At 76.9% G+C, this 15,137-nt stretch carries 14 protein-coding genes; 2 read left to right on the top strand and 12 right to left on the bottom strand.

Annotated elements, in window-relative coordinates; all coding sequences use genetic code 11:
- Nucleotides 1-24: 24 nt before the first annotated feature.
- A complete protein-coding gene (locus FKM96_RS12250; protein WP_246854958.1) occupies nt 25-1,089 on the bottom strand; it encodes a lactonase family protein in 1,065 nt (354 codons plus the stop codon).
- A 58-nt stretch (nt 1,090-1,147) separates the two neighbouring features.
- Nucleotides 1,148-2,455 carry an ROK family protein gene (locus tag FKM96_RS12245; protein WP_147795462.1) on the bottom strand — a complete coding sequence of 436 codons (1,308 nt, stop codon included), beginning with the start codon at nt 2,453-2,455 and terminating at the stop codon, nt 1,148-1,150.
- 79 nt (nt 2,456-2,534) lie between these two features.
- Here FKM96_RS12245 and xylA point away from each other — a divergent pair, with 79 nt between their 5' ends.
- Both xylA and xylB read left to right on the top strand, forming a co-directional pair.
- Nucleotides 2,535-3,722: a xylose isomerase gene (xylA, locus tag FKM96_RS12240; RefSeq protein ID WP_147795461.1), complete on the top strand. Its 1,188-nt coding sequence runs from the start codon at nt 2,535-2,537 to the stop codon at nt 3,720-3,722.
- A 125-nt stretch (nt 3,723-3,847) separates the two neighbouring features.
- Complete coding sequence (xylB, locus tag FKM96_RS12235; protein ID WP_147795460.1) at nt 3,848-5,278, top strand: xylulokinase; 1,431 nt, start codon at nt 3,848-3,850, stop codon at nt 5,276-5,278.
- Nucleotides 5,279-5,356: 78 nt separating this feature from the next.
- Here xylB and FKM96_RS12230 read toward each other — a convergent pair whose 3' ends face one another.
- The 10 genes from FKM96_RS12230 to FKM96_RS12190 all read right to left on the bottom strand — a co-directional run bounded on the left by FKM96_RS12230 (nt 5,357) and on the right by FKM96_RS12190 (nt 15,109).
- Nucleotides 5,357-5,698, bottom strand: a complete 342-nt coding sequence (locus tag FKM96_RS12230; RefSeq protein ID WP_147795459.1) for an Lsr2 family protein — start codon at nt 5,696-5,698, stop codon at nt 5,357-5,359.
- A 119-nt stretch (nt 5,699-5,817) separates the two neighbouring features.
- The gene (locus tag FKM96_RS20720; RefSeq protein ID WP_168216971.1) at nt 5,818-5,994 is read right to left on the bottom strand and encodes a hypothetical protein; all 177 of its coding nucleotides are present in this window, start codon (nt 5,992-5,994) and stop codon (nt 5,818-5,820) included.
- Between the two features lie 78 nt (nt 5,995-6,072).
- Nucleotides 6,073-7,524, bottom strand: coding sequence for a lysine--tRNA ligase (gene lysS, locus FKM96_RS12225; protein ID WP_246855377.1), 1,452 nt, complete (start codon nt 7,522-7,524; stop codon nt 6,073-6,075).
- Nucleotides 7,525-7,646: 122 nt separating this feature from the next.
- Nucleotides 7,647-8,564, bottom strand: a complete 918-nt coding sequence (nadC, locus tag FKM96_RS12220; RefSeq protein WP_147795457.1) for a carboxylating nicotinate-nucleotide diphosphorylase — start codon at nt 8,562-8,564, stop codon at nt 7,647-7,649.
- A gap of 70 nt (nt 8,565-8,634) precedes the next feature.
- Nucleotides 8,635-10,338 (bottom strand): L-aspartate oxidase, encoded by a 1,704-nt coding sequence (locus FKM96_RS12215; RefSeq protein WP_147795456.1) that lies wholly within the window; start codon nt 10,336-10,338, stop codon nt 8,635-8,637.
- Nucleotides 10,335-10,910: an aspartate 1-decarboxylase gene (panD, locus tag FKM96_RS12210; RefSeq protein WP_147797092.1), complete on the bottom strand. Its 576-nt coding sequence runs from the start codon at nt 10,908-10,910 to the stop codon at nt 10,335-10,337. The genes FKM96_RS12215 and panD overlap by 4 nt, the downstream gene beginning before the upstream one ends.
- A gap of 2 nt (nt 10,911-10,912) precedes the next feature.
- The gene (panC, locus tag FKM96_RS12205) at nt 10,913-11,803 is read right to left on the bottom strand and encodes a pantoate--beta-alanine ligase (protein WP_147795455.1); all 891 of its coding nucleotides are present in this window, start codon (nt 11,801-11,803) and stop codon (nt 10,913-10,915) included.
- Nucleotides 11,800-12,903: a Rossmann-like and DUF2520 domain-containing protein gene (locus tag FKM96_RS12200; RefSeq protein WP_147795454.1), complete on the bottom strand. Its 1,104-nt coding sequence runs from the start codon at nt 12,901-12,903 to the stop codon at nt 11,800-11,802. Before FKM96_RS12200 ends, panC begins: the two co-directional genes overlap by 4 nt.
- Nucleotides 12,900-14,516 carry a PH domain-containing protein gene (locus tag FKM96_RS12195; RefSeq protein WP_246854957.1) on the bottom strand — a complete coding sequence of 539 codons (1,617 nt, stop codon included), beginning with the start codon at nt 14,514-14,516 and terminating at the stop codon, nt 12,900-12,902. Before FKM96_RS12195 ends, FKM96_RS12200 begins: the two co-directional genes overlap by 4 nt.
- Complete coding sequence (locus tag FKM96_RS12190) at nt 14,513-15,109, bottom strand: PH domain-containing protein (RefSeq protein ID WP_147795453.1); 597 nt, start codon at nt 15,107-15,109, stop codon at nt 14,513-14,515. The genes FKM96_RS12195 and FKM96_RS12190 overlap by 4 nt, the downstream gene beginning before the upstream one ends.
- Nucleotides 15,110-15,137: the final 28 nt, after the last annotated feature.

Here is a 15,137-nt window from a genome sequence, read left to right as displayed (position 1 = left end):
CCGGCGCGCCCGCGGGGCCCGCGGTCACGCCGGCACGACGCACGCCGGGGCGGGCAGCGCCGCGGTCGACACGACGGCCCCGTCCCGGAGCACGGTGAGCGAGTCGCCGCGCTGGTCCGCCACGACGGTCCAGCCCTCGACGACCGCGAAGTGCCGCGGCCACGCGCCGGGCAGCGCGGTCTGGCCCGCGGGCGCGAGCGTGCCGTCCGGCCCGGGCGCGAAGGTCGCGAGCACGTCGGGGCCGCGGGTCGCGACGAGCACGCGGTCGCCGGCCCGGTCGATATGCGAGGGCAGCGGGCGCTCGCCGGCGCGCGGCGCGGCCCCGTCCTCGGCGGCGGGGACGTGCTGCACCACCCGGCCGGACGCGGTCGCGGCGTCCCAGGCCAGCACGGCGACGGTCACGTCGAGCTCGCAGGCGACGTACGCGATCCGGCCGTCCGCGGAGAACACCAGGTGCCGCGGGCCGGAGCCGGGGCGCAGCGTCGCGGCGATCCCGTCCTCGGTCAGCAGGCCGGTCGCCGGGTCGCGCCGGTACCGGCGGATCTCGTCCGTGCCGAGGTCGCAGACCAGGAGGTGCGCGCCGTCCGGGGTGAGCGCCGCGAAGTGCGCGTGCGACGCCTCCTGGCGCTCGGCGTCCGGGCCGGAGCCGGTGTGCGTCAGCACCTGGGCGGGGGCGTCCGCGGCGAGGCCGTCCGGGCCGAGCTCCAGGACCGCCAGCGAGCCCGAGGAGTAGTTGGCGACGTAGGCCACCCGTCCCTCCGGGTCGAGCAGCACGTGGCAGGGGTCGTCGCCGCCGCTGCTCGCGGTGCCGGCCCGGACCAGGGCGGGCCGGCCGTCGGCGCCGGACCCGACCCGGAACGCGGACACCGTGCCGCCGGCGTGCTCGCCCACCGCGAGCAGCAGGCCGGCCTGCCGGTCCACGGCCAGGAACGAGGGCGCGTGGGTCTCGGCGACGAGCACGGGGTCCACGAGGCGACCGGTGCCCGCCTCCAGCCCGACCCGCCAGATGCCCTCGCCGAGCCCGGCGGGGGTGCCCGCTCCGGCCGAGGGGTAGGTCCCGATCCACAGGTCGCGCAGGTGCTCCGTCACGGCGAGGACTGTAGGCGACGGCACCGACGACCCGCGACCGCCCGGGGCGGGCGAGGGGTCAGGCGACGGGCGCGGGCAGCCAGGCGGCCGGGTCGTCGGCGACCGCGCGGAGGACGACCAGGGCGGCGCCGTCCATCGCGGCGTGCTCCCCGCCCGCGGCGACGCCGACCCGCGCGTCCGCCCAGGCCGCCGCGAGCACCCGCGACCGCAGCTGCGCCACCACCGCGTCCGTCAGCCACGGCGCCAGCGGCGCGTAGATCCCGCCGAGCACCACCCGCTCGACGTCCACGAGGTTGACGAAGTTCGCGAGCGCCACGCCCAGCGCCTCCCCCGCGGACCGCAGCGCCCGCGCGGTGCGCTCGTCGCCGGCGCCGGCCGCGGCCAGCAGCGCGTCGACCGGCTCCTCGACGTCGCGCCCGGCCGCGCGCAGCAGCGCGTCCTTGCCGGCGTACTGCTCGAGGCAGCCGCGCGCCCCGCAGGTGCACCGCGGCCCCTGCTGGTCGACGACGGTGTGGCCGAGCTCGCCGCTCCAGCCGTGCCGGCCCGCGAACACCTCGCCGTCCAGCACGATCGCCGCACCGATGCCGACCTCGCCGGACACGTACAGGAACGACTGCCCGGCCGCACCGGCGCGCGCCTCGGCCCGAGCGGCGAGGTTGGCCTCGTTGGCCAGCCGGACCGCCAGGCCGTCGACCTCCGGGTGGCCGGCCAGCAGCGCCACGACGTCGACGTCCCGCCAGCCGAGGTTCGGGGCGAGCCGCAGCGGGCCGGTGCCGCGGTCCACCAGGCCGGGGAGCGCGAGGCACATGCCGGCCAGCCGCGCCCCGGCGGGCAGGGCGGCGCGCACCTCCCCCACCAGCGCGGCGAGCACGCCGAGCACCCGCGCGGGATCGCTGTGCCGGTAGTCGCCGCGGGTCTCGCGGTGCGCGACCACGTGCCCGGCGAGGTCGAGCGCGCGCACCCCGACGTAGTCGACGTTCACCTCGGCCCCGAGCCCGACGACGGTCCCGGCCGCGGGCACCAGCGGCACGGCGGGCCGCCCGGCGCGAGCGGTGGCGGCGGGCGGCAGCTCGGCGACCAGGCGGGCGCCGATCAGCAGGTCGACCAGGGCGGACACCGCGCCGCGGGTCAGCCCCGTGGCGGTGGCGACGTCCGCGCGGGACGGCGGCGCGGCGGGCGCGGCACCGGCCGGGCCCGGGCCCGCGGCGTCCAGCACGTGCCGGAGCACGAGGGCCAGGTTGTGCTCGCGCAGCGAGCCCTGCCGTGCCGGGACCCGGCGGCGCGCGGCCGGACCCGTGGCGGCCGAGCGGGTCGCGCCGGGGCCGGCGGCGGGCGCCTCTCGCGGCGCGGCTGCGGGGTCGGTCACGCGGTTGACCCTAACCGGTCCCGCGTATAAGTTCACTCACAAGACAAACCCCGCAGGGTTACTCGACGAGGAGCAGACGATGGTGCGCACGCCCACCCGCGACGACAAGTTCTCCTTCGGTCTCTGGACCGTCGGCTGGAACGCCCAGGACCAGTTCGGCTCCGCGAGCCGGCCGTGGCTCGACCCGGTGGAGTCGGTGCACAAGCTCGCCGAGCTCGGCGCCGCGCACGTGACCTTCCACGACGACGACGTGGTGCCGTTCGGCTCGGACGACGCGGAGCGCGAGCGCATCCTCGGCCGGTTCAAGCAGGCCCTGGCCGACACCGGCATCACGGTCGAGATGGTCACGACCAACACCTTCAGCCACCCGATCTTCAAGGACGGCGCGTTCACCTCGAACGACCGCCGCGTGCGCCGCTACGGCCTGCGCAAGGTCATCCGGAACGTCGACCTGGCCGCCGAGCTCGGCGCCGACACGTTCGTGATGTGGGGCGGCCGCGAGGGCGCGGAGTACGACTCCGCCAAGGACCTCAACGCCGCGCACGACCGGTACGCCGAGGGCATCGACACCGTCGCCGCGTACATCAAGGAGAAGGGCTACGGCCTCCGGATCGCCATCGAGCCGAAGCCGAACGAGCCCCGCGGCGACATCCTGCTCCCGACGATCGGCCACGCCCTCGCGCTCATCGCGAAGCTCGAGCACGGCGACATCGTCGGCCTGAACCCGGAGACCGGCCACGAGCAGATGGCGGGCCTGAACTACACGCAGGGCATCGCCGAGGCGCTGTGGGCCGGCAAGCTGTTCCACATCGACCTGAACGGCCAGCGGTCCATCAAGTACGACCAGGACCTCGTGTTCGGCCACGGCGACCTGTTCTCCGCGTTCGCCACCGTCGACCTGATCGAGAACGGCTTCCCGTCCGGCGGCCCGCGCTACGACGGCCCCCGGCACTTCGACTACAAGCCGTCCCGCACCGAGGACTTCGACGGTGTGTGGGAGTCGGCCAAGGCCAACATGGCGACCTACCTCCTGCTCAAGGAGCGCGCGCAGGCGTTCCGCGCCGACCCGGAGGTCCAGGAGGCCCTCGAGGCGTCCGGCGTGCTCGAGCTGTCGCAGCCGACGATCGGCGAGGGCGAGACCCTGGCCGACCTGCTGGCCGACCGGTCCGCGTACGAGGACTTCGACGTCGAGGGCGTCGCCGCCCGCGGCTTCGGCTTCGTCCGCCTGAACCAGCTGGCCCTGGAGCACGCGCTCGGCGCCCGCTGACCCGAGCACCGCACCACCGCCGAGGTCGAGGGTTTCCGCCGAGGTCGAGGGTTTCTGCCCCCGGTTTCGCGTGGAACCCTCGACCTCGGCGCTTCGTCCCGTACCAGCAAGAGCGAGGAAGCAGCATGGCCCTGGTCGCCGGGGTGGACTCCTCCACCCAGTCCTGCAAGGTCGTCGTGCGCGACGCCGAGACCGGGGCGCTGGTGCGCTCCGGCCGCGCGTCGCACCCGGACGGCACCGAGATCGACCCGCGGCACTGGTGGGACGCGCTGCAGACCGCCGTGCGCGACGCCGGCGGGCTCGACGACGTCGACGCCGTGGCGGTCGGCGGCCAGCAGCACGGCATGGTCGCGCTCGACGCCGACGGCGAGGTCGTCCGCGACGCGCTGCTGTGGAACGACACCCGGTCCGCGCCCTCGGCGCTGGCGCTGATCGACGAGCTCGGCGGGCCGCAGGCCTGGGCCGACGCGATCGGCTCCGTGCCCGTCGCCTCGCTGACGGTCACCAAGCTGCGCTGGCTGCGGGACCACGAGCCGGACGCCGCCGCGCGGGTCGCCGCCGTCGCGCTCCCCCACGACTGGCTGACCTGGCGGCTCGCCGGGTACGGCCCCGGCAACGCCGACCTGACCGCGCTCACGACCGACCGGTCCGACGTGTCGGGCACCGGCTACTGGTCGCCGTTCACCGAGGACTACCGCCGCGACCTGCTGGAGCTGGCGCTCGGCCACGACGTCGTGCTGCCGCGGGTCGTCGGCGCGGGCGAGGCGGCGGGCGTCGCCGGGGGCACCGGGCTCGTGCGGGCGGGTGCGGCGCTGGGGGCCGGGGCGGGCGACAACGCCGCCGCCGCGCTCGGGCTCGGCATGGTCGCCGGCGACGTCGCGATCTCCATCGGCACCTCGGGCGTCGTGTCCGCCGTGTCCGCCACGCCGACGGCCGACGGCTCCGGCCTCGTCACCGGGTTCGCCGACGCGACCGGCGCCTACCTGCCGCTCGCCTGCACGCTGAACGCCTCCCGGGTGCTCGACGCCGCGGCGCGGATGCTCGGCGTCGACCACGCGGGCCTGTCCGCGCTCGCGCTGTCCGCGCCCGCCGGGGCCGACGGGCTGGTGCTGGTCCCGTACCTCGAGGGCGAGCGGACCCCGAACAAGCCCGACGCCACCGGCGCACTGCACGGGATGCGGCTGGCCAACACCACGCCCGCCCACCTGGCCCGGGCCGCGGTCGAGGGCATGCTGTGCGCGCTGGCCGACGGCCTGGACGCGCTGCGCGCGCAGGGCGTGCCGGTCGAGCGGGTGTCGCTCATCGGCGGCGGCGCGCAGTCCGAGGCGGTCCGGCGGATCGCGCCGGCCGTCCTCGGGACCGACGTGACCGTGCCGACGCCGGGCGAGTACGTCGCCGACGGCGCCGCGCGCCAGGCCGCGTGGGTGCTCGGCGGGTCGGAGCAGCCGCCGGCGTGGACCGCCGCGGGCGAGGCGGAGGTCTACGAGGCCGATCCCGCGCCGCGCGTGCGCGAGCAGTACGCCGCCGTGCGCGAGCTGACGGCGACGCGCGGCTGAGCCCGGCGCGGCCCCGGACGCAGGACGGCCCGACACCCCTCGCGGGGTGCCGGGCCGTTCGCGTGCGTGCCGCGGGCGTCAGCCCTGGGCGGCCTCGTAGGCGTCGCGGATCTCGGCGGAGATGCGGCCGCGCTCGGAGACCTCGTAGCCGTTCTCCTTGGCCCAGGCGCGCACCGCGCCGGCGTCGGAGGACCGACGCGGACGGCTGGCGCCGCCACCGCTGCTGCGGCCCGCGGAGGAGCGGCCGCCGACCTTGCGCGCGTGGCCGACCCAGGTGCCGAGCGCGTCGCGCAGCTCGGCCGCGTGGGCGCTCGTGAGGTCGATCTCGTAGGAGACGCCGTCGAGCGCGAACGTCACCGTCTCGTCCGCCGTGCCGCCGTCAATGTCGTCGACCAGCAGGACCTGAACCTTCTGTGCCATTTCGCCCTCCCGAGCATCGGCCGCCGTCGCAGGCCCCCGATCGGCGAGCGGCGAATATGTGCGTACGGGAAAAGCATGGCAGCCGAATGGCGTCTCGTCAAAGGACGCGTGTCAATGGTTCAGATTTCGGGCGAAGTGCCCGCCTCATTCGCGCGGGCCGCGTCCTCGCGGTCCATGCGCGCCAAAGCCGCGCGTTCCGTGCGATCGGCGTTGATGAGCGCGCGGATGGCGATCCAGAAGATCACCCCGACGCCGACGGACGGGATGAGCGCGGCGAGCGCAGGACCGATGTTCATGCGGACCAGGGTACGCCCGGGTACGGCACCGCCCGGCGGCCCACGGAGGGCCGCCGGGCGGGTGCGCGACGCGGAGGATCAGGCCTGGGGCTTCACCAGCGGGAACAGGATCGTCTCCCGGATGCCGAGGCCGGTCAGCGCCATGAGCAGGCGGTCCACGCCCATCCCCATGCCGCCGGTGGGCGGCAGCGCGTACTCGACGGCCGCGAGGAAGTCCTCGTCGAGCTGCATGGCCTCGTCGTCGCCGGCCGCCGCCAGGATCGCCTGCGCCTCGAAACGCTGCCGCTGGATCACCGGGTCGACCAGCTCGGAGTACGCGGTGGCGAGCTCGAAGCCGCGCACGTACAGGTCCCACTTCTCGACCTGGCCCTTGATGCTGCGGTGGTCGCGGGTCAGCGGGCTGGTCTCGACCGGGAAGTCGCGCACGAAGGTCGGCGCGTGCAGGTGGTCGCCCACCCGGTGCTCCCAGATCACCTCGACGAGCTTGCCGTGGCTCACCCGGTTCGGGTCGAGCTGCACGTCGAGGCGGTCGGCGATCCTCTGGAGGTGCGCCACGGAGGTCTCGGGCGTGATCTCCTCGCCGAGCGACTCGGACAGCGAGCCGTACATGGTGAGCTGCGCCCAGTCGCCGCCGACCTCGTACTCCTCGCCGTCCGGCAGCGTGATCGTCGTGGTCCCGAGCACGTCCTGCGCGGCGGTCTGCACCAGGTCCTGCGTGAGCGCCGCCATCGTGTCGTAGTCGCCGTAGGCCTCGTACGCCTCGAGCATCGCGAACTCCGGCGAGTGCGTGGAGTCCGCGCCCTCGTTCCGGAAGTTCCGGTTGATCTCGAACACGCGCTCCAGGCCGCCGACCGCGGCGCGCTTGAGGAACAGCTCCGGCGCGATCCGCAGGTACAGGTCGATGTCGAACGCGTTCATGTGCGTGACGAACGGCCGGGCCGTGGCGCCGCCGGGCTGCGTCTGCAGCATCGGGGTCTCGACCTCGAGGTAGCCGCGGCGGTGGAAGTTCTCCCGCATCGAGCGCACGACGCCGGCGCGCAGCCGGACGGTGTCCCGGGCGGCCGGCCGCACGATGAGGTCGACGTACCGCTGGCGGACGCGCACCTCCTCGGACAGCTCCGGGGCCTCCTCGTCGCCCTTCGCGTACAGGTTGGGCAGCGGGCGCAGCGACTTGGCCGCGAGGGTCCAGGCGTCGGCCATCACGGACAGCTCGCCGCGGCGGGACGCCACGACGGTGCCGTGCACGAACAGGTGGTCGCCGAGGTCGACGTCGGCCTTGAACGCGGCCAGACGGTCCTCGCCGACGTTGGCCAGGCTGAGCATCGCCTGCAGCCGGTTGCCCTCGCCGTCCTGCAGCGTGGCGAAGCAGAGCTTGCCGGTGTTGCGCAGGAACACGACGCGGCCGGCGACGCCGACGACGTCCTCGGTCTCCTGGCCGGGCTCCAGGTCGGGGTGCGCGGCGCGGACCTCGGCGATGGTGTGGGTGCGGGGGACGCCGACCGGGTACGGCTCGACGCCCTCGGCCAGCATCCGGTCCCGCTTCTCGCGCCGGACCCGGAGCTGCTCGGGGAGGTCGTCGGCGGCGGGGACGGCGGGCGTCTGCTGGGGCTCGGTCACGCCGGAATCCTACCGAGCGGGCGGAGCCCCGGCCGTCACGCGGCCGGTCCGGGCGCGCGGACGCCCTCGACCAGGTCCAGCGCCAGGTCGAGGATCGGCGACGAGTGCGTGAGCGCCCCGACCGACAGGTAGTCGACGCCCGTCGCGGCGACCTCGGCGGCCCGGTCGAGCGTGAGGTTGCCGGTCGCCTCGAGCTCGACGCGCCCCGTGGCCGCCTCCCCCGCGCGGACCGCCTCGACGGTGGCGGCGAGCACCGGCGTCGGCATGTTGTCGAGCAGCAGGAACCGCGCGCCGACGCCCACGGCCTCCAGCGCCTGCTCCACCGTGTCGGCCTCGACCTGGATCGCCACGTCGGGGAACCGGGCGCGCACGGCCTCGACCGCCGCGGCCACGCCGCCCGCCGCCACCACGTGGTTGTCCTTCACCATCGCGACGTCGTGCAGGCCCATGCGCTTGTTGGTGCCGCCGCCCCGGCGCACCGCGTACTTCTCCAGCTCGCGCAGGCCGGGGGTGGTCTTGCGGGTGTCGAGCACCTGCGCGCCGGTCCCGGCCAGGGCGTCGGCCCAGCGGCGGGTGTGCGTCGCGACCCCGGAGGCACGGGACGCGAGGTTGAGCGCGGTGCGCTCCGCGACCAGCAGCGCCTGCACGGGGCCGGTGAGCACGGCCAGGACGTCGCCCGGCGCGACGGCGGTGCCGTCCTCGACCCGCTGGTCGACCGTGGCCGGGGCGAGGCCGAGGCGGTCGGTGACCTGACGCAGCACCTCGGCGACGACCGGCAGGCCGGCGACGACCCCGGCCTCGCGGGCGACGAGGTGCGCGACGCCGGGCACGTCCGGGGCGACGGTGGCCTGGGTGGTGACGTCGCGGCCCGGCGCGGGGCCGAGGTCCTCGTCGAGGGCGACCGCGACGGTGCGGGCGAGCCAGGCGGGGTCGAGGGCGTCGGGCGTGGTCACGCAGGAAGCCTAGGGCCGCGCGCGAGGTGCTCGTCGCGAGCCGGGCCGCTCCACTCGGGCCCCGTGTCCGTCAGTCCTGCGGGGCCAGGCGCTGGCTGAGCTCGCCGTCCGGGGTCAGGGTCGCCTCCACGCGGACCAGCCACGTGGCGTCGTCGCGGTCCGGGTGGTCGCTGCGCAGGTGGCCGCCCCGCGTCTCCCGCCGGGTCGCCGCCGTGGCGGTCAGCACCGTGGCGACCTGGTGCACGTTCGTGGTCTCCCACTCCGCGACCTGGGGGTCGGCCACCGGCCGCTCGCCGCCCTCGACGGCGCGGTGCGCGTCCGTCCGCACGGCCGCGAGCGCCTGCGCGGCCGCCGCCAGCCCCGCCGCGGACCGCAGCACGCCCGGCCCGTCGGTGGCGATCCGCTGCACCCGGGACCGGGCCGCACCGGCGACCAGGGCCTCGGGCCCGGGACGCTCGACGGGCTCCGCGGGGCGCAGGACGCCGGTCTCGACCCGGTGGGCGATGTCGTGCGCGGCGCGGTGCGCGAACACGAGGCCCTCGAGCAGCGAGTTCGACGCCAGCCGGTTCGCGCCGTGCACGCCGGTGCACGCGACCTCGCCGACCGCGTACAGCCCGGGCAGGGTCGACCGGCCGACCAGGTCGGTGACGACGCCGCCCGAGTGGTAGTGCTGCGCGGGGGCGACCGAGACCAGGTCGGTCGCGAGGTCGAGGCCGTGCTCGGCCAGCCGGGCACCGATCGTCGGGAACCGGCGGCGGATGCGCTCGGCCCCGAGGTGCCGGGCGTCGAGCAGGACGTGGTCGGCGCCGGTGCGGGCCAGCTGCCGGACGATCGCCTTCGCGACGACGTCCCGCGGCGCGAGCTCGGCCAGCGGGTGCACGCCGAGCATGAACCGGTGCCCGTCGACGTCGACGAGGTGCGCGCCCTCGCCGCGGACCGCCTCCGAGATGAGCGCGAGCTGGCCCTTCACCCCGGCGCCGAGCCACAGCACCGTGGGGTGGAACTGCACGAACTCCATGTCGCCGACCGCCGCGCCCGCGCGCAGCGCCGCGGCCAGGCCGTCACCGGTCGCCTGGACCGGGTTGGTCGAGGACCGGAACACCTGGCCGATGCCGCCGGTCGCCAGCACCACGGCGGGCGCGAGCACGGCGCCGACGCCGTCCCGGCTGCCCTCGCCGATCACGTGCAGCGTCACGCCGCACACCGGCCCGGGCCGGCCGTCGCGCCCGGGGGCGCCGGTGAGCACGTCGAGCACCAGGGCGTGCTCGATCACCTCGATGCCCGGGTCCGCCTGCACGGCCGCGAGCTGCGCGACCAGCGCCCGGGAGATCTCGGCGCCCGTGGCGTCCCCGCCCGCGTGCGCGACCCGGTCGGCGTGGTGGCCGCCCTCCCGGGTGAGGCTGAGGGTGCCGTCGGGCTCGGTGTCGAACACCGCGCCGCGCGCGACGAGCTCGCGGACCCGCGCCGGGCCCTCGGTGACCAGCACCTCGACGGCCCGGGGGTCGCACAGGCCGACGCCCGCGACAAGCGTGTCCCGCAGGTGCGCCTCCGGCGAGTCGGCGGGGTCGAGCGCCGCGGCGATGCCGCCCTGCGCCCACACCGTCGACCCCGAGACCAGCCGGTCCTTGGTCACCAGCAGCACCCGCGGCACCCGCGTCCGCAGCTCGAGCGCCGCGGTGAGGCCGGCGATGCCGGAGCCGACGACCACGGCGTCCGCCCGGGCGGTCCAGCCCGGGGCGGGCGCGGCGAGCCGGCGAGCCAGCCGCGTGGTCACCGTCCGGCGCCCGCGTCCCGCCCGGCGTCGTTCGCCCCCGCCCCCAGGTCGTCGCGCACCGGGTGGTCCTGCCGGTCGCGCGCTCCGTCGGCGTCGGGCCCGGCCGCCCCGTCCCGCTCCACCAGCGTCCGCCCCTGGTCGAACGGCACGCCGCTCGGGTGCAGGCCCGACGCCGCGGTCCAGGACTCGGGGACCGTGCCCGGGTCGTGCCCGGTGTCCATGATCCGGTTCTCGGCGTCGACCAGGACGACGTGCGGCTCGTACGTCCGGGCCTCGGCGTCCGAGAGCATCCCGTAGGCGATGAGGATGACCACGTCGCCCGGGTGCACCAGGTGCGCGGCGGCGCCGTTGATGCAGATCTGCCCCGACCCGGCCTCGCCGGCGATCACGTAGGTGGTGAGCCGGGCGCCGTTGGTCACGTCGACGACGTCGACCTGCTGGCCGGGCAGCAGGTCGGCCGCCGCCAGCAGGTGCGCGTCGACCGTGATCGAGCCGACGTAGTGCAGGTCCGCCTGCGTCACGGTCGCGCGGTGGATCTTGCCGATCATCATCGGCCGCTGCAGCGAGGTCATGGTCACGCCCACCCCACGTCGGAGTTGTCGATCAGCCGGGTCGCCCCGACGGTGGCCGCGAGCGCCAGGACGGCCGTCCGCCCGGCGAGGTCCGCCGCCGTGCCCGTCACGTCCTCGAAGGTCAGCGGGTCCACCACGGCCACGTAGTCGGTGCCGACCGCGGCGCCGTCCAGCAGCGCCCGCGCCGCCGCGAGCACCGCGTCCGGGTCGCCGCCCGAGTCCGCCACAGCGCGGCCCGCGGCGAGCGCGCGGCTCAGCGCCAGCGCCTGCTCCCGCTCGGCCACCGACAGGTAGGCGTTCCGCGAGGACAGCGCGAGACCGTCGGCGTCCCGCACCGTGGGCACGCCCACGACCTCGACGGGCACGTCCAGGTCCCGCACCATGCGGCGCACGGCCGCGAGCTGCTGCACGTCCTTGCGGCCGAACAGGGCGACGTCCGGCGCGACCAGGTGCATCAGCTTGAGCACCACCGTGAGCACGCCGTCCAGGTGACCCGGGCGGGTCGCGCCCTCGTAGACCGTGCCGACCGCGCCGGCGGACACCCGCACGCCCGGGTCGCCGTCGGGGTAGACCACGTCGGGCGCCGGGGCGAACACGACGTCGCCCTCCCCCAGCAGGTCCGGGCCGGTGAGCGACGCCAGGTCGCCCTCGAGGTCGCGGGGGTAGCGGTCCAGGTCCTCCGACGGGGCGAACTGCAGCGGGTTCACGAAGATCGTCACCACCACCTGCTCGCCGCGGGCGCGCGCCTCGCGCACCAGCGACAGGTGGCCGGCGTGCAGCGCGCCCATCGTCATCACGACGGCCCGGCCGCCGGCCGGGCGGTCCGCCAGCGCCGCCGCGAGCTCGGGGCGTGTGCGCGCCAGCGTGGGGGCACCCGTGCGTGCCTCGGTCATCCCTGGTCCTCCTGGTCGGCGCCGGGGTCGTCCGTCCCGCCCGCGCCCTCGTCGTCCTGCGCGCCGTGCACCGTACTCCCGTCCGGGCCCCCGGTGTGAGCCGGGCCGGCACCACCCGGGGTGCCGCCGGGGGTGGCGCCCGGGTCGCGCGGCGTGGCCTCCGCCGCGGGGTCGCCCGTCGCCAGGGCGTCGAGCAGCGCCCGGCCCTGCTCGGCGCGCAGCAGCCCGGCCGCGAGCGCCCGCCCCGTCGCCGCGCGGGACAGCGCCCGGTAGGACGCGGCGACGTCGGTCGCGCCGGTCCGCACCCCGAGGTCGGTGAGCACCTCGAGGTGGTCGGCGACCGTGCCCGCGTCGCCGCGGCGCACCGGGCCGGTCAGCGTGGTGACCGCGCCGTTCGTGACGTCGCCCTCCGCGTCGCGCCCGCCGCCGGCCGACTCGGCCCGCAGCGCCCCGTCGAGGGCCGCGGTGAGCAGGGGGCGCAGGACCGCGCCGGGGTCGGCGACGCCCGCGGCCGCGAGCGCCTGCCCGGCCTGCGCGACCAGCACGACCAGGTGGTTCGCACCGTGCGCCAGGGCCGCGTGGTAGAGCGGGCGCGCCGCCTCGTCGAGCACGACCGGCTCCCCGCCCATCTCCACCACCAGCGCCTGCCCGATCGGCAGCACCGGCGTCGGCGCGGTCACCGCGAACGTGCAGCCGACCAGCCGGGACAGGTCGAGCGACGTGCCGGTGAAGGTCATCGCCGGGTGCAGCGCGATCGGGATGACGCCCTGCGCGCGCGCCGGGTCGAGCACCGCGGCCCCGTACCGGCCCGCGGTGTGCACGACGATCTGCCCCGGCTGCCACGCGCCGGTCGCCGCGAGGCCCGCCACGAGCTCCGCCAGCGCGTCGTCCGGCACCGCGAGCAGCACCAGCTCGGCGCGGCGCACCACCTCGGGCACGTCCAGCACCGGGACGCCCGGCAGCAGCGCGTCCGCCCGCTCGCGGGACGCCTCGGACACCGCGCTCACCCCGACCACCGGGTGCCCGGCCGCGCGCAGGGCGCTGCCCAGCACCGCGCCGACCCGGCCCGCGCCGACGACGCCGATCCCCAGCCGCGTCATGCCTGGCGCATCCACTGCTCCGGCCCCGCCCCGGCGCGCGCGGTGCGGGCCCGCGTCGCCTGCTCGTCGAGGAGGCCCGCGGCGACCCGCTGGTCGAGGTGGTCGACCCGCGGCGACACCGGCCCGGGCGTCGAGTGCAGCTGGAACGACGCCAGCCCCAGCCGGCGCTGCAGCGGCCCCTGCTCGAGCCCCAGCGACTGGGTGCGCTCGTGCGGCACGACGACGAGCTGGCGCACCAGCACCCCGGAGCGCAGCACCAGCGCGCGGTCGGTCACGGTCACGCCGTGCCGTCGCCAGCCGATCGGGTCGAGCCACCGCGACCGGCGCGGGGCCACGGCCCAGCCGCCGTCGGCGGTACGGCCGACGAGCCCGGCGTCGACCAGCGCACGCGGGTCCTCGGTGCCCAGGTCCGGCAGCACGAGCCACAGCGCGAGCATCGCCTCGTCGCGCGTCCCGACGGGCAGCAGCACGTTCTCGGTCTGGGTCTGGTCGCCGCTGCTGCCGTAGCCCGCGACGTTCACCTCGACCCGCCACCAGTCCGGCTTGCGCCACAGCAGCCCCTGGGTGACGCGCACGGCCTGCACCCGGCCCGGCGGGACGGTCTGCGCCCGCGACTCGGTCAGGCCGTGCCGCAGCCGGATGCCGTCCGGGGAGATCGCCGCGCGGAAGTTCGCGCCCCGGTTGAACCGGGTCCACGTGTACGACACGACGCCGAGCAGGGCGGGCAGCAGCGCGAACGCCGAGCCGACCTGGCCGGTGCCCGCGATCAGGGCGCCGACGGCGCCGAGCATGACGACCAGCCAGATCGTCGCCGAGGACAGCAGCGTGGAGGCCAGCAGCCGGCCGACCGGGACCTCGTAGACCGGGTGCTCGGGCGCGACGGGCGCCGGGCCCTCCCAGCCGCCGTCGGCGTCGGGCTCGACGGGGAGGGTCAGGGCGGCGTCCGGGTCGGCGGTCGCGGGGTGGTCGGTGGCCGGGACCGCGCCGGGGGCCGTGGTGGCGAGCGGCGGGGCTGCGGGGGTGCCGGGCGCCGCCGGGGCGGTCGGGGCGGCGGACGGCGCGGGCCGCGGCCGGCGCCCGGGGTGCAGGCCGGCCGCGCGCGCCAGCAGCTCGGCGCGCAGCTGCTCGGCCTCGGCCTCGCGCAGGAACGCGAGCGACACCGCGGACCCGGCGCCGCCGGCGACCTCGAGGCGCAGCTCGGACAGCCCGATGATGCGCGCGAGCAGCGGCTGCACCACGTCGACGGCCTGCAGCCGGTCCAGCCGGGCCTGGCGCTGCTGGCGGAACACGACGCCGGAGCGCAGGTGCACGGCCTCGTCGGTGACGGCGAACCGGGTCATGCGCCACGCGATCGCCGAGTAGCCGAAGCCGATCAGCGCGACCAGCACGACGACGCCCGCGATGACGAGCCACGCCCGGCCGCCGAGCCACTCGGCGAGCTGGCGCACGTCGTCGGCCGCGTTCCACGCGATGATCGCGAGCACGGCGGCCAGCACCTTCCACCCCTTCACCGCGGGGGTGACCGGGTGCATGCGGCGCCAGGCGAGGTCGTCGGCGGGTTCGGGCTCCGGGGCGGGGATGGCGGCCGCCGGCAGCGGGCGGTCCTCGGTCACAGCCCCGCCAGCCGGGCCTCGCCCCGGGACGCCAGCTGGTCGCGCAGCCGCGCGGCCTCGGCCGTGGGCAGGCCGTCGATCGAGGCGTCGGTGCCGGGCGAGGCGGTGTGCAGCTGGACGGACGCGATGCCGAGCTTCCGGGCCAGCGGCCCGGCGGTCACGTCGACGTACTGCATGCGGCCGTACGGCACCACGACCATCGAGCGGAACAGGATGCCGCGCCGCAGCAGCAGGTCGTCGGCGCGCTCGGCGTACCCCATCGCGCGCACCTGGCGCGGCACCAGCCACAGGACCCAGACGACGAGCGCGACGACGAGCGCGGCGGACGCCCACACCCAGACCGAGCCAGTCAGGGCGGCCACGACGACCAGCACGACCAGCGGGACGCCGAGCCACGCGAGCGCGACCACCAGGCGGGCCGACGCGAGCCGCGGGGACACCGGGGTCCAGTCGACGCCGGCGGGCTCGAACGGCTCGCTCTCGCGCACCGGGGCGGCCCCGGGCACGGGCGTCGCGCCGGGCGCGGGGGCGATCCCCGGCGCGGGCGCGGCGTCGGGCTGCGGGTGGGCGGCGGCACCCTCGGGCGTGCTCATGCGCACCATCCTCGCATCGCGCGGTGCG

This window comes from Cellulomonas sp. Y8 (assembly GCF_008033115.1).
Classification (GTDB): Bacteria; Actinomycetota; Actinomycetes; order Actinomycetales; family Cellulomonadaceae; genus Cellulomonas.
This window is presented reverse-complemented; position numbering and strand designations above follow the sequence as displayed.

Bases quoted from the DNA above. Each gene is read 5' to 3' on its own strand.
- xylA (WP_147795461.1), top strand. From the start codon at position 2,535: ATGGTGCGCACGCCCACCCGCGACGACAAGTTCTCCTTCGGTCTCTGG.
- xylB (WP_147795460.1), top strand. From the start codon at position 3,848: ATGGCCCTGGTCGCCGGGGTGGACTCCTCCACCCAGTCCTGCAAGGTC.
- FKM96_RS12230 (WP_147795459.1), bottom strand. From the start codon at position 5,698: ATGGCACAGAAGGTTCAGGTCCTGCTGGTCGACGACATTGACGGCGGC.
- FKM96_RS20720 (WP_168216971.1), bottom strand. From the start codon at position 5,994: ATGAACATCGGTCCTGCGCTCGCCGCGCTCATCCCGTCCGTCGGCGTC.
- lysS (WP_246855377.1), bottom strand. From the start codon at position 7,524: ATGCTGGCCGAGGGCGTCGAGCCGTACCCGGTCGGCGTCCCCCGCACC.
- panD (WP_147797092.1), bottom strand. From the start codon at position 10,910: ATGACCTCGCTGCAGCGGCCGATGATGATCGGCAAGATCCACCGCGCG.
- panC (WP_147795455.1), bottom strand. From the start codon at position 11,803: ATGACCGAGGCACGCACGGGTGCCCCCACGCTGGCGCGCACACGCCCC.
- FKM96_RS12200 (WP_147795454.1), bottom strand. From the start codon at position 12,903: ATGACGCGGCTGGGGATCGGCGTCGTCGGCGCGGGCCGGGTCGGCGCG.
- FKM96_RS12190 (WP_147795453.1), bottom strand. From the start codon at position 15,109: ATGAGCACGCCCGAGGGTGCCGCCGCCCACCCGCAGCCCGACGCCGCG.